The 14,275-nt window shown below is 66.3% G+C and carries 11 protein-coding genes; 9 read left to right on the top strand and 2 right to left on the bottom strand.

Annotation, left to right across the window (positions count from 1 at the left end; translation table 11 throughout):
* Positions 1-15 precede the first annotated feature (15 nt).
* The 6 genes from PMI01_RS14545 to PMI01_RS14520 all read left to right on the top strand — a co-directional run bounded on the left by PMI01_RS14545 (position 16) and on the right by PMI01_RS14520 (position 8,235).
* Positions 16-2,328, top strand: coding sequence for a TonB-dependent receptor (locus PMI01_RS14545; RefSeq protein WP_007670048.1), 2,313 nt, complete (start codon positions 16-18; stop codon positions 2,326-2,328).
* 163 nt (positions 2,329-2,491) lie between these two features.
* Positions 2,492-3,301: a helix-turn-helix transcriptional regulator gene (locus PMI01_RS26095; RefSeq protein ID WP_081497688.1), complete on the top strand. Its 810-nt coding sequence runs from the start codon at positions 2,492-2,494 to the stop codon at positions 3,299-3,301.
* 197 nt (positions 3,302-3,498) lie between these two features.
* Positions 3,499-4,683, top strand: a complete 1,185-nt coding sequence (locus PMI01_RS14535; protein ID WP_007670042.1) for an aromatic ring-hydroxylating oxygenase subunit alpha — start codon at positions 3,499-3,501, stop codon at positions 4,681-4,683.
* 533 nt (positions 4,684-5,216) lie between these two features.
* A complete protein-coding gene (locus PMI01_RS14530; protein WP_007670034.1) occupies positions 5,217-6,026 on the top strand; it encodes a hypothetical protein in 810 nt (269 codons plus the stop codon).
* A gap of 11 nt (positions 6,027-6,037) precedes the next feature.
* The gene (locus PMI01_RS14525) at positions 6,038-7,351 is read left to right on the top strand and encodes a caspase family protein (RefSeq protein WP_007670032.1); all 1,314 of its coding nucleotides are present in this window, start codon (positions 6,038-6,040) and stop codon (positions 7,349-7,351) included.
* Between the two features lie 338 nt (positions 7,352-7,689).
* Positions 7,690-8,235 carry a hypothetical protein gene (locus PMI01_RS14520; RefSeq protein WP_157223784.1) on the top strand — a complete coding sequence of 182 codons (546 nt, stop codon included), beginning with the start codon at positions 7,690-7,692 and terminating at the stop codon, positions 8,233-8,235.
* A 262-nt stretch (positions 8,236-8,497) separates the two neighbouring features.
* On the opposite strand, the gene PMI01_RS14515 is transcribed toward PMI01_RS14520, so the two are convergent.
* Both PMI01_RS14515 and PMI01_RS27160 read right to left on the bottom strand, forming a co-directional pair.
* Entirely contained in the window at positions 8,498-10,660 is a 2,163-nt protein-coding gene (locus PMI01_RS14515; protein ID WP_007670022.1) for a putative bifunctional diguanylate cyclase/phosphodiesterase, read from the bottom strand.
* Positions 10,661-10,784: 124 nt separating this feature from the next.
* The gene (locus PMI01_RS27160; RefSeq protein WP_157223783.1) at positions 10,785-11,627 is read right to left on the bottom strand and encodes a hypothetical protein; all 843 of its coding nucleotides are present in this window, start codon (positions 11,625-11,627) and stop codon (positions 10,785-10,787) included.
* Positions 11,628-11,786: 159 nt separating this feature from the next.
* Here PMI01_RS27160 and PMI01_RS27155 point away from each other — a divergent pair, with 159 nt between their 5' ends.
* The 3 genes from PMI01_RS27155 (at position 11,787) to fdhD (ending at position 14,275) form a co-directional block, all read left to right on the top strand.
* The gene (locus tag PMI01_RS27155; RefSeq protein WP_007670020.1) at positions 11,787-12,074 is read left to right on the top strand and encodes a DUF2218 domain-containing protein; all 288 of its coding nucleotides are present in this window, start codon (positions 11,787-11,789) and stop codon (positions 12,072-12,074) included.
* 61 nt (positions 12,075-12,135) lie between these two features.
* Complete coding sequence (locus PMI01_RS14500) at positions 12,136-13,347, top strand: molybdopterin molybdotransferase MoeA (RefSeq protein ID WP_051989967.1); 1,212 nt, start codon at positions 12,136-12,138, stop codon at positions 13,345-13,347.
* A gap of 106 nt (positions 13,348-13,453) precedes the next feature.
* Positions 13,454-14,275, top strand: coding sequence for a formate dehydrogenase accessory sulfurtransferase FdhD (fdhD, locus tag PMI01_RS14495; RefSeq protein WP_007670012.1), 822 nt, complete (start codon positions 13,454-13,456; stop codon positions 14,273-14,275).

The following is a 14,275-nucleotide window of genomic DNA, read 5'->3' as shown; positions in this document are numbered from 1 at the left end:
AGGGGAGAGACTTCAATGCGACCGATGAGCTTCACCACCACGCTATTGTCGACAACGGCGCTGGTGCTCGCCTGTAGCGGCGCCCACGCGCAAGAGACCAAGGAGGTCGCCCAGCCCGCGGCGGCGGCGCGCGACGGGGACAAGATCGCCCTGGACGAAATCATCGTCACCGCGACGCGACGCGCGACCAATGTCCAGGACGTCTCGACCGCCGTCACCGCGGTCGCCGGCGAGCAGTTGGCCCGGCAGGGCATCACCGACGCGGTGCAACTGGCCCGCATCACGCCCAATCTCTTCGCCACGAGCGGCTATGCCGGCGGCAACACCCGTTTTGCGATCCGCGGCCTGGGCGCGACCGACTTTTCGCAGGCCGGCGCCAGTCCGGTGGCGATCTATATCGACGACGTCTATCAGCCCTACAGCTTCGGCATCGGCTCTCAGCTGTTCGACCTGGATCGCGTCGAGGTGCTGCGCGGTCCGCAAGGCACGCTGTTTGGCAAGAACACCACGGGCGGCGCCGTGGCCTATTATTCGGCCCGTCCTCAAAAGCAATTGGGCGGCTACGTCAACGCCGACCTGATCACCGGTGAATACAACAAGCGCACCCTCGAGGGGGTCCTCAACACGCCCATTTCGGACACGCTCGCCGCGCGGTTCGACCTTCGCTACGAGAACCGCGACGCCTACGTCCGCAACGTCTTCAACGGTCAGGACCTCGGCGAGAACCGGATGCTCGCCGGCCGCGCCCAATTCGAATGGACCCCGAGCGACGCCACCCGCGTCAACCTGAAGCTGTTTGGGATGCGCAGCAATGGCGACGCGACCCTGTACCATGGCGGCTTCGTCCAGAACATTTGCGATCCGGCCCGCTTCGACCCGACCAACACGCCCTACGCCAACTGCAACGGCTCCAGCCTCCCCAAGACCTACGAGGCGCCCGGCGAGGTCAACGACGAGACCCAGAGCTTCGAGAAATACAGCAATTCCGGGCTCAATCTGCGCATCGACCAGGACGCCGGCGACTGGAGCCTGACGGCGATCACCGGCTACCAAAAGATCGACTACAAGATCCGCACCAACGACGATGGCAACGCGACCGACTTCTTCGGTACGCGGCAGGACCTGCACGCCTGGCAGATCAGTCAGGAAGTGCGCGCCGCCAGCCCCGCCGGACGCCGCCTGAGCGGCGTCTTCGGCCTTTTCGCTCAGTATGACCGCGCCAAGGCTCCGACCTCCACCGGCAGCGTGCTGTTTGGGCCGCCGCGAGACAATATCCTTCGCGACGACGCCGACCAGAAGACCCAGACCTTGGCGGCCTTCACCAACGTGACGTTCAAGATCGACGAGCGGTTTTCCGTCATCGGCGGCCTTCGCTATTCCTCCGAGCGCAAGAAAGTCGACATCGTCGGCCTCGATGTCTTCAGCGGTGGCTATGACTTCACCGACGACACCCTGATCGGCTTTGACATCGCCCATCCGCCATTCGTCGTCGATCCGGCGGTCGACGTGCGGTTCGGCCAACACGAGACCAACACCTGGAACCGGGCGACCTGGGACCTGACGCTGAACTACAAGCCGTCCGACGACGCCCTGCTTTACGTCAAGGCCGCCGAGGGCTTCCGGTCCGGGGGCTACAACCTGTTTGCCTCCACGCCCGACGCCATCGCCACGGTTCGTCCCGAAATTCTTCGCTCCTATGAGGCGGGCGCGAAGCTGGAGTTCTTCGACAACCGGCTTCGCCTCAACTCCTCGGGGTTCTATTACGAGTTGTCGGACCAGCAGATCCTGTCGACGGGCGCCAGCGGGGCCGGGGTCAAGCTCAGCAACGCCGGATCCTCCACGGTCAAGGGTTTCGAGGTCGAGGCCGAGGCGGCCGTTGTGGCGCATCTGCGCCTGTCGGGCTCGCTCGGCTACACGGACGCGCGTTTCGACGAGTATCACACGCTCTTTGCGGGTCAGCCCATCAGTTTGGCCGGCCACCGCTTGGCCTATGCGCCCAAATGGACCGCCTCGACGTCGGCCGCCTACGATTTCGACCTGAGCAACGGATACAACATCCGCCTGAGCACCGACTGGAACTATCGCAGTAAGGTCTATTTCGACGCCTATAACTTCAGCTACACCGGCGACGGCAGCCTCGTGCTCGGCAACGCGCGCATCTCCCTGACCGCGCCGGCGGGGCCAAGGCAGTGGCACCTGGACGCCTACGTCAACAATCTAACCGACCAGAAGTACCACGTGTTCGGTTTCTTTACGGGAACCGCGTGGTACTCTCGGGTCTACAGCGACCGCCGCCTCTTTGGCCTCCAGGCCGGAGTCAAGTTCTAGGCGTGACGGGATCGGCGGCGTCATCGTGTTGAACCGGGAGGCTGGGGCCTTGGACCCATCTATGGTCCTTGGGCCGCAGGCGCGACACATGGACAAGACCGATCTTGACGCAGGGGGCAGGGCGGAGACGGCGCGCCCTGGCCCCTGCGGGTCGGGGGGGTAGATGCGCCCCGATCTCGTCGATCAATCACCGGCCGGCGAGGACGCCCTTGTGCGCCTGGCGGGTCTGATCGACACCCTCGGCTCCGAGACGTTCGAGCGACGGCTCTATGCGTTCTGCGGCCACTACGCCTCCCTCTCCGTGCTCTTCGCCATCGAGCTCGAGGACAAGGGCGGCGGAAGGGTCCTGCTGACCGAGGGTCTCGACGACGACCTGACCGCGCGGGCGCGGAAGATCTCGCGCGACTATGCGCTGGAGGACTACGCCGACGACGACGTGTTCAAACTTCACAGCCGCGGCGCGCTGGGTTCGGTCGACTGGCTCCTGCAGCACGCGGGCGACCGCGAGGGCAAGATCCGCCTGAAATATTTCGACGACATGGACGCGGCCGAGGAGATCTCCATTTTCCGGCGGCAGGCCTCCAGCACGCTCTATGTCGGCCTCTCCTCGACCGCCGCCGGCTATCGTCCCGAGGAGGTCCAGGCCTTGCTGTCGATCTCGCCGCTCCTGGTCAGCCTGGTGCGCAGACATGCCGCCACGGTCGATGCGGGCGGTTCCAACCTGCGCCTCATGCGCGAGCGAAAACTGGGGGCGCTGCGCCGGATCCTGCTCCAGCACCAGGCCGGCCTCACGCCGCGCGAGGCGGACGTCTGCGCCGCGATCGTCGTCGGTTATCGCGCCGAGGCGGTCGCCGAACTGCTCGGCATCGCCGCCAACACCGTGGCCACGCACCGCAAGCGCGCCTACGCCAAGCTCAACATCTCCAGCCAGACCGAACTTTTCGGGATCTTCTTCGCCGGTTGGGAAACCTAGGGCGAGATCGGCTAGGATCGCGCAGCCTCGTCCCTCAGAACGCTCTTGGCGTCCTGTGTCGGGCCCCGCGACTTCGCAGACCACCGACCCGGCCTGGTCCGGGCCTGACAAGGCCCAGCGCTACCCCAGCGAGGGTATGGCGAGCCGAAGCCGGGCGCGGGATGCTTTGGCCAACGTGCCGAGGCAGAGGCGGAACCATGACGACCTTGATCCAACAACAACGTCCGGCGACGGACGCTGCTTCCCATCACAATAGCCTGGGCGGCGTTGCTCGGGCGGCCTTCGACGCGGTGATGAAGCCCTTCGAGATCGCCCGGGTTCTGCCGCCGCGTTGCTATACCGACCCCGACTTTCACCGCTTCGAAGTCGAAAAGGTGCTGACCCGCGAATGGATCTACGCCGGTCGCGTCGATCAGGTCGCCAACCCCGGCGACTATTTCACCCTGCGTCGGTTCGACGAGACGGTGATCATCATGCGCGACCACAAGGGCGGCATCAAAGCCTTCTCCGCCGCCTGTCGCCACCGCGGCTATCCGGTCGCCTCCGGCGCGGGCAACTGCGGCAAGAAGGGGTTCGTCTGTCCCTATCACGGGTGGCGCTATCGAACCGACGGAACCCTGGCCGCCGCGCCCTACATGCAGGAAGGCTATTCGCCGGAAGGCGAGAGCCTGCCGGAGTTCGCCGTCGATGTCTGGCAGGGGTTCGTCTTCTTCAATTTTGACAGGGACGCCGAGCCGCTGTCGCCGCGTCTGAAGACCCTCGACGCGGTTCTTGAGCCGTTCGGGCTGGCGTCGATGAAGTGCTCGACCATGCGGGAGAAGGCCTGGCCCGGCAATTGGAAGGCCACGCTCGACAATTTCACCGAGGCCTATCACCAGCCCTATGTCCATCCCACGACGTTCGAGCCCATGGCCCCGGCGCGCAAGGGGATCTACGAGGACGTCGACGGACCCTACAACCTGTTCTGGCTGCCGGCCCCGGACGGCGGGTCGATCGACACCTTCTTCGATCCGGTTCCGGGTCTTCCGGAGCGCCACGCCAACGCGTTCATCGTCGTGAACGTCTTTCCGATGTTCCACATGCTGATCGATCCCTGCTCGGTGGTCATCCTCGACATGGACGTTCACAGCGTCGACCGCCTGACGGCGCGCTGGGACATCCTGGTGACGGAGGCCTCGTACGACCGGCCAGACTTCGCGGCGGTTCGCGACGCCTACACCGCCGCCCTGGTCCCCACCTGGGACGAGGACGAGTTGGCCTGTGAGACGGTGCGCCAGGGCCAGTCGTCTCGGTTCGCCGAGCAGGGCAACTATTCCTGGATGGAAAAGTCGGTCCATCAGTTTCACACGTGGCTGGCCGAGCGCTACACCGCCCAAGCCTAGGAACTCGGGGTCTCCGCCGGCACGACGCCTGTCGAAGGCGCCGGGCCGGTGGAGATCGTCCGCGCGAGGCCCCAGAAATACACGCGGCGACGGCGCGCGGCCGCCAATCAGGAAAACGGATCATCTCCTTGGTATTGGGAGCGACCGGACCGAGGTTCAAAAGTCGATCTGGCTAGTGCCTGAGACGGGTAGCCGGTAGGCGTTGGAAGCCGCATGACCGAGGATCGCTGCGTCCCAGGAACGGTCCTTGGCTCCCTTCCAGGACGTTGACGTTTCGAGGACCAGTCACTCCGTCAGCCCCAAGAGCGCGCCGATTTGGAAGCGCGAGCAAGGGCAAGCCGTCAAGCTTGGCCTGACTTGACTCCACCATCTATAGATGTTGCACTGCCAATTACAGCCGGGGCGGGTTGTTCAAGTTTTCAGCATCAGTCACGTCGGAGAGACGTCCGATGTTCGCCTGGGCGGTGCGTTCCACGTAACCTAGGCTCATGGGGACATTGGGGATGATTGCGCGACGAGCGGCGCTATTTGGCATGGGCGCGGCGCTGGCCACGCCAAGTGCATTGACGGCGCAACCAGCCGTCACGCCCTTCGAAAATCTCCTGAACACCGCGTTGGCCGAACCTGAGGTGCTCGAAGCCACGCACGGTGACCGGGAAGGCCTTCAGACGCTCTACGAGGAGACGGTCACCAAGGCGATCGCCCCGCGTAGAGCCCCGTCGAAGCGAGCGATCTCTCCTGACGCCGTGAAGATGATTGTCACGCTCGAGGTCAGCGATCGCAAACGCTACGAAGCCAAGTACCAACAACCGATCTGGCCCAAGGGCCAGTCAGGCGTCACGCTGGGGATCGGCTATGACCTGGGCTATGTGACCGCCGCCTATCTGCGGGAGGATTGGGGCAAAGTCCTCGGCGCCACGGACTTGGCGAGGCTTGAGTCCGCCTGCGAAGTCACCGGTCCCGCCGCCAAGGCCTTGCTGCCCCAACTGGCGAGCCTGCGCATCGGCTGGGACGCCGCCTACGGCCAGTTCACCACCACGACGCTACCGCGGTTTGTCGCCGAAACGATTGGAACCTTGCCAAATACCAACCTGCTCTCCGACGACAGTTTGGGAGCGCTGGTGTCGCTGGTCTACAACCGTGGCGCCAGCTTCAAGAAGACAACCGATCGCTACGCCGAGATGCGGGCGATCAAGCTCGCCATGGTCAGGAAGGAATTCGCGAAGATCCCTGATCAGCTCATCAGCATGAAGCGTTTGTGGGCCGACGATCCCGACATGAAGGGCCTGCTCCTGCGCCGCGATCTCGAAGCGGCGCTCTTCAAGCAAGGCCTCAAGGCCTGAGGATGCGCGCGATGAACCGTTGCCGCAGCCTGCTTCTCATCGCCGTTCTGCTGACCTGTTTCGCTTCGCCGGCGTTCGCCGCCAGACGAGCCTTCCTTGTGGGGATCGCGACGTATCCACAGCTTGGCAAGCCGCTGGACAATCCCGTCGTGGATATCGAGGCCATCGCGCCCAAGCTCACCAACGCCGGATACATCGTCACCACCGTGCTTGAGGAGCAGGCATCGAAGGACAAGCTCATCACCGCTTTCGACAAGTTTCTCGATACCATCGACGAGCACGACGAGGTGCTCGTCTACTATTCGGGACACGGCCTGGATATTCGTGGGGAGAACATGTTCGTTCCCTACGACAGCCCGAGCAGTCAGGCCCTCGGCGGCGAATACGCCATGAAGGAAAGGATGATCCCCATCCGCGACTGGATGGAGGCGATCGAGGCCCGCGCCGCGACGATTCAGGTCTGGATCGTCGATGCCTGTCGCGAGAACCCCTATGCCGGGGGGCGGCCCTATGCCTCGACAGGCGGTCTGCGGCGGCAGGACTACACGCCGACCAACTCTTTCATTCTCTACTCGGCCAAATATACCCAAACCTCGGCGGACAAGCTGTCTGGCGAGGACGCAAAGGCCAAACTCGGCTCTCCGTTCTCGCGAAAATTCGTCACCCTGTTCGACAGCTGGAAGGGGCAGGACATCAACCTCTTCGCCCTCGAACTGCGCCGTCAGGTCGTCGACTTGGTGAAGCCCAACCCTCAGTTTCCGACGTTTGAAAACGCCGTCCTCGACCAGTGGTGTTTCGACACCTGCAGCGCCGGCGTGCAGCAGGTGTCGGTCGAATCCTTCAAGAAGCCCAACCCCTTCGTGGAAACAGCGACAAAGCTGATCTCGCCGAAGGCGCTGTTGGCGAACCAAGCGGCCACCAATATCGGCGGAGCCAGGCCAGCGGTGTTTCTAGGCAAGCTGTCGGCGGCCGATTGCAAGCCCCAAAGCGTTAGCGATCTCTATCCGTTCGGCTGCAGCGTGCTGAAACAGGTCGCCGAGGGCTTCAAGGACGGCGGCAAGCGCGGTTCGTTCTCCCGCACGGTCACGGTTTCGACCCCGGTCTATGTGCGGCGCGGCCTCCCAACCCCTGGCGACCGAGGGACCGACTACGGGTGCAAGATCCGCGTACTCAAACACAACGAAACGGTGAAGCTGGCCTCGTCCACGGCCCTGCAATACGCCGGCGACACCTTCTACTGGGGAACGATCGACGGGCCCGAGGAGGCTTGCTCCCGTGAGGCCTCTCTGCGCAACCCGGCTCCGGCGCCATCGGCCTATCGCTGACGAGACCGTTCTTCGCTTTCAAGCACCGCGAGATACAGAGCTATTCATGCCGGCGCCCAGGGGTGTCTGGATGTCCGTCCAAACTTGATTTCTTGCCCTATCTGTCAGCGCTAGGTTGCCTAGGCTTTGCGATGGAAGGGCTGCGTCACAGCCATCGGAGATGGATTATGGTCCGCTCGATTGCAACAGGTTGGTGCGCGGCTCGCTCCAAGACCCGCTCATCCAATGATGCGACGGCAGATTCAAGCCCAAGCTCCCCCGTAAAATCAAGGGTTCTGGACGTTCGCAGACATCGACGAAGCGGTTCGCTGGACCCAGCCTCCCAGAAGCCCGTGCACTTGCTGGTCCAGGCCAGATGGATATTGGCGGCGGCGGCGGTTGTGTGCGGCGTCTTGGCGACAGCCTCGGCGACCGCCGCGCGGCCGGCGGACTGCCAGACCGTATTGCCGATCGGCGACTGGCGCAGCGAGTGCCGCGGGCCGCTGGACTACTACTACGAATGCTTGGTGACGAAGGGCGGCGAGGAGGGGGACGCCATCACCCTCACGCTGCGCCACGACCGTGCACCAGGAGGCGACTACAACGTTCTCACGATCCGCTCGCCGAAGCTTCCCTATTCGGCGCCGGCGCGGGATTTCTCGATCAAGATCGGGTCGGCTCCAAAGATGGAGATGAAAACCTCAACCTTGTATTTCATGACATCGTTCGTCTTTTCGAATGACGACCTGAATGCATGGATCGACCAAGCGGACGAGGAAGCAAATATCGAGGTCAAACGCTTAGGGTGGGAGCGCAACTTCGCCCTGGACAGCGAGAGCTTCCGCGCGGCCGTCTTTCGCGCACAGGGCTGCCTTGCCAGCGACCGCAGAAAATATCGTCGTTGATCCGTCCCGCAAGGCTAAGGCAGGAAGCCGCCGGCTTGGAAACAACAGCGTTGGTCAAGAAGTGCTCCCTGCCGTCAACGGGCTGAACTGCGGTTGATGCTCGCCTTGCCCCCCGCGCCCAGAGAGCGTTGGGCGCCACGCGCAGACGGCTCAGCGCGGCGGCCTCGTTCGGATATTCCGCGAACCAGGCGTCCTAGAAGACGGCGGGCGACGCGTCCAAGCCGGCGGTCCTGCTGCATTTTCGTGAGCTCGCCAACAGGCTCTAGGAGGCCGCCCGCGCCAACATGCGGCGAAGCTGGCTCTCCGGCACCGCTTTCGAAAACAGAAAGCCCTGCATTTCACGACAGCCCAGGTCGCCGAGCAGACGCATCTGCTCGGCGGTCTCGACACCCTCGGCCGTCACCTCGATACGCAGGGCGGCGGCCAGATTGATCACCGCCGCCACGATCGCCCGCGAGTCCCCCGCCGAGCCCAGGTTGCGGACGAAGGAGCCATCGATCTTGATGCGATCGACCGCGAAACGCTGCAGGCGCGCCAAACTTGAATAGCCGGTCCCAAAGTCGTCGAGCGCCAGCCGCACCCCGGCTGCGCGCAGCTTGCCGATCGCCTCGCTCAGGCTTTCCACATCGTCGAGGAAAGCCGTCTCGGTGATCTCCAGCTCGATGGCCCGCGGATTGGCGCCGCTGGCGGCGATCACGGCCAGGAGGCGTTCGGCGGCGTCGGCGGCGCGCAACTGCACGGCCGAGACGTTCACCGACATGGTCAGAGCCGGTTGCCGGGCAGACACCAGACACGCCTGAGCCAACACCCACTCGCCCAGTTCGACGATCAGGCCGGTCTCCTCGGCGATGGGGATGAAATGGTCGGGGCTCATCACGCCGGACGTCGGGTCTGTCCAGCGCACCAGGGCTTCGAAGCCGACGAGCGTCGCGCCGCTGTTGGCGTACTGGGGCTGGTAGTGAACCGCCAGCCCCTGTCCGCTGGTCATCGCCGTGCGCAGAGCCGCCTCGATCCGCGCGCGATGGTTGACGCTTTCGTCGAGATGTTCGGCGAAGACCTCGAAGCGGTCACGCCCCAGGGCCTTGGCGCGGTAGAGGGCGATATCGGCCTTGCGGGCCAGTTCGACACGATCGCCGGCGTGTTCGGGGGCGAAGGCCACGCCGATACTGACCCCTACGAAGGCCTGTGCGCCAAGGATCTCGAACGGCTCGGCCACGGCTTGGCGAATGCGGGCGCACAGCGCCTCGACGCTGTCGTGATCGCGCACGCCGCCCTGAATGACGGCGAATTCGTCGCCGCCAAAGCGCGCCAAGGTGTCGCCGGCGCGGAGCAGCAAACCCACCCGGCTCGCGAATTCCCGGATCAGGGCGTCGCCGGCCGCGTGTCCCAGGCGATCGTTGACGGCCTTGAAACGGTCCAGATCCAGATAGAGCAGGGCGACCATTTCGTCGCCGCGCCGCACCCGGGCCAGGGCCTGATCGAGGCGATCGGCGAACAGCGCGCGGTTGGGCAGGCCGGTCAGGACGTCGTGATAGGCCAGATGCTGCGCATGGGCCTCGCTGGCCTGCAGCCGGCGGCCGGACCGCTTGAGATTGCGCACCAGAAGCCCCAGGGCGGCGGCGACGATCACGAACGCGAAGATCGAAAAGGGTAAGATCACCTGCAACACCGATCGGCCGGGCAGGGCGGGGCGCCAGGACACATAGCCGATCGTTCGCCCCCCTCTGTCCTTCAACTCCTCGGAAATCTCGCCGCGAGCGGTCGTCGGCGAGGGCCCGAACCGAGCGCCGGCCAACAGGTTTCGGCGATCGAGGCGCTCGGCGAAACCACCCTCGAGATGGACGACGCTGACGACCACCGGCTCCGCGCCGGGCGTGCGCCGCGCCGCGCCGGTCAACGGGATCATCTTCGAGAGGCTGACGAAGGACGGCTTGCCGTTGACTTGCACCAGGCCGGTGATGGCGTCGTCGCTCACCTGGCGCAGGCGCCGCACCATCGCCGCCAAGTCCGGCCCGGCGCTGGCGAACGCCGTCGCCGGCCGCCGCTCGCCCAGTTGCATGGCGTAGAGAGGCGCGTTGGTCCCCGACAGCAGATAGACCTCGTCCTGGCCAAAGCGCGTGTTGAGCCACATGCCGATATTGTCGTTGGCCCATTGCAGGTCCGCCGGGCTCGGCGCGGCGAGCCGTTTGACCGGATCGTCCCAGATCGCGACGATCTGCTGTTCGGCCAACAGGTCCTGCTGGGCGGTGTCCACGGCCCGTTGAACGATGGCGCGCTGGCGATCCATCGCCAGGTCGTCGCTGCGCTTGGCGGCCCAGAACGCCGAGGCCAGCAGCGTGAGCAGGGTGATGACGATCACCACGGCCACGGGACGCACGATCCTGGCGCCAAAGCGATCGGGTGTGGCTTGGGTCGTGACGGTCATGGCCTCGATCTTGTTCGCGCTCCGGTTAAGACGCGCCTTCCAGGTTCTGCGGCATTTTCGCGCAAGCGCGGGTTGAGGGGGCATTGAGCCGCGTTTTCCCGCGGCCCATTGGGTCGGGGCCACGTCAGCCCAGCATTTCCAGCGCGCAATCCACCGAGACCCTGCGCAGGGTCTCGGTCAGGCCCGCTCCCCCGCGGGCCTTGGCCAATCGCGCGGCGGCCGCCAGGTGATCGGGGTGGTCGGGCCTGGCCTCGGCCTGCGCCCGCGCGGAAATATAGGCGAAGGCGCGCTTGTTCTCGTCGCTCGACGTCGATTGCAAGCGCCGGGGGATCGAGGACCGCGGCGCCGACGCCAAATCCGCCAGTTGTCGCTTGATGTTCAAGACGGCGTCGAAATTGTCGAACACCGCCGGGTGGTCGGACCGGATAGCGATGTCGCCCCCCTCTACCCGGCCGTCGGGGCCGTAGGCGAAACACATCTTCAACCGGTCGCGCGCCGCCTCCGGCTCCTTGAAACGATGAACGACGGCGGCCCGCGGACGGTCGGGCAGGGCCAGATGGGTGAGGCCGAGATGGTTGATGCCGCGCAGGAGTTCGCGGGGCTCGGCCTCGACGAACACTTCCTTGTGGTCGGGCCAAAAATCGAACGACACGAACGGGCCCCAGGGGCCGCCCGCGTGGATGAGAAAGATATCGGGGTACAGGGGGCGTTGGCGGCGCTTCTTGCCGCGAACGTCGTAGAAGGCGGTGATCGTCATCAGGGTCAGCAGCCCCGCCCCGAGCGCGCCGACCGGCCGGTCGATGATCACGCCCAGACGATCGCGCGCTTCCCAATCGAGCAGGACGTCGCGATCGGCCGCCTGACCATCGACCGTCAGGGCGAACATCGACTTGTTGAGATCAAACGCGGTATGCACGCCCCGTCCTCGCCCGTTCGAAAAGGTCGCCTCACCGCCCACGGCGTCCAAGAGCGGCGAGTCTCCGTCGCGACCGCCGCGACGTCCATCACCCCCAAGGGTGAGCCTGCGGCCCCGGCCGCGCGGGTCCCTCGTCAGGGGTATGGGCGGCTCGACCGCGGCATGGCACTCCCGCACGGTCCGCCCCCAGGTCCCGTCCACAGGTTTGACATGCCCAGTTCCATCGCCCGCATCCCGACGGTCAACGGCTCGCGCTACCTCCAGCAACTGGCCAAGCACTGGGGCCATCATTTCAAGGTCGACTTCACGCCCCAGCGCGCCGACATCGATTTTGGGGACAGCAACTGCCGCCTGGACGCCGAAGACGATGCGCTGATCGTCAAGGTCACGGGCGCGGCCGAGGGCTTCGAGGGTCTTGAAACCATCGTCGCCGATCACATCCAGCGCTTCGCCCATCGTGAACCCGACCTTCAGATCCCTTGGCGACGTGAAGCCTAAACAGAATCACGCGGTCGGCGCGAAGACATCCCTCGTGACCGGGGGAGCCGTTCGGCGCGACTTGGCCGGCGAGCCTCTGACCTGCGCCGCGCCGGGCTTGCCCAGCTACGACGAGGCGCTTGGGCGCCTGCTGGGCGCCGTCTCGCCGCTGGAGGCAGAGGCCGTCGGCCTGGAGGCCGGCCATGGGCGCGTCTTGGCGCAGCCGGTCTTCGCCGCGCGGGCGCGGCCGGCCGCGGCGCTCTCGGCCATGGACGGATACGCCATCGCCTCGTCGGATCTCTTGGCCATGCGTGACGGGCTAAAGCTCGTTGGCGCGGCCTATCCGGGCGCGCCCTTCGTCGGGCGCCTCCAGCCGGGGCAGGCCGTGCGCGTCACGACGGGCGCGACCCTGCCCGATCGCGCCGACCGGGTCATCGTCGATGAGGCGACCTCCGCCGCCGGCGGCGAGGTGCGCCTGGTGGCCTGGCCGGGCGACAAGGCGCATGTGCGACCGGCCGGTTCGGACTTCTCCGCCGGCGCGCCGTTGTTGCCGGTCGGATCCGTTCTCGGTCCCGGGGCGATGATGGCCGCCGCCGCCGCCGAGGCGACGACCTTGACGGTCGTGCGCCGGCCTCGCGTTCGCCTCCTGGTCACCGGCGACGAGATTGCCCCGCCGTCCGATGCCGCCCGGCGGACGCCCGACAGCGTCTCGTACGGGGTGGCCGCCCTGATCCAGGCCTGGGGCGGAGAGGTCGTCGACCGGACCTATTGCAAGGACGTCGGCGAGATCCTGCTGGACGCCGTCCGGCGTCAAGCGACCCACGCCGATGTCCTGGTGATCGTCGGCGGCGCCTCGCGCAGCGAGCGGGACCTGGGCCGATCGGCGGCGGGCCAGGCCGGCGCGACCCTCTTGTTCGAAGGCGTGCGCATGCGGCCGGGCAAGCCGGTCTGGGCCGCCGTGCTCGCCGACCGCCTGATCGTGGGGCTTCCCGGCAATCCCACGGCCGCCCTGGTCGCCGCCCGCGTGCTGCTCGCCCCGGCCATCGCGGCGCTGGCCGGGCGGGACGCCCGGGCGGCCCTGGACTGGAGCGAGGACGACAGCGTGCTGGTCCCAGCCGCCGCCGCGGACCGCGATCTCTTTCTGCTGGCCGAGCGCCGGGCGGACGGCACGGTGATCATCGACAAGCAGGAGGCCTCGGGACACGCGGCCCTGACGCGGGCCAACGCGCTGGTCCACCTGCGCCAGGACGGCGCGGATCGCACGGCCGATCCGGCGATGTGCTTGCCCCTCTGAGGGTGTCGCCGGCCGGTGGAAATCTGACCGGCCCCGGCCGGCCGCGACGCGGCGGCCGGGGCCATAAGGCGGACCGCCCCGCGGTCCAGAAGGGAAACGCGTCCTCGTGCACCAGGATCTGTCGACACGTCGTTCGGGCCAGTTGTGGCGGGTCGCCGGGTCGCCGGCGACCATTGATCGGGCCACGCCCCAAGAAACGGCGATCGCCCTGTCGTTCGACCGTCGCCCTCACACGGTGCTGATGGCCTCGCCGGCCGATGTCGAGGACCTGGCGATCGGGTTCACCATCACCGAGGGCGTGGCGTCCTATGGGGCCATCGCCGGCGCCGAGATCTCTGTCCATCCGGACGGCCTGATGGTCGATATCCGTCTGCATGCGGCCGCCCCGCGGACCAAGGCGCGGCCGCGGGGGCTCGAAGGGCGCTCCAGTTGCGGTCTTTGCGGCGTGCAGCGCCTAGCCGACGCCATCCGGCCGCTGCCCTTCGTCACAGCGGGCCAGGTCTTCACCCATCAGGCGATCCAACGCGCGCTGGAAGCCTTGGAGCGCCGACAGCCCTTGGGCGCCCTGACCCGTGCGACCCATGCGGCGGCGTTCGCCTTCGCCGACGGGGCCCTGGGGCCGGTGCGCGAAGACGTCGGCCGCCACAACGCCCTGGATAAGCTTGGCGGCGCGCTGATGAGGGCGGCGATTGACCCGAGCCTGGGCTTCATCGTCGTCACCAGCCGCTGCTCGTTCGAGATGGTCGAGAAGGTCGCTCGTCTCGACTGCCCGATGATCGTCGCCATCTCGGCGCCCACGGATCTGGCCATCAGCAAGGCGCAAGCCGCCGGCGTCACCTTGGTGGCCCTGGCCCGGGCCGATGGCCACACGGTTTTCAGCGGCGCCGAACGGTTCGATCCGGCCGCCGCCCTCTGCACGGAGCTCTGA

This window comes from Caulobacter sp. AP07, from assembly GCF_000281955.1.
Taxonomy (GTDB): Bacteria; Pseudomonadota; Alphaproteobacteria; order Caulobacterales; family Caulobacteraceae; genus Caulobacter.
The sequence above is the reverse complement of the archived record's forward strand: the minus strand, read 5'-3'. Positions and strand labels throughout refer to the sequence as shown.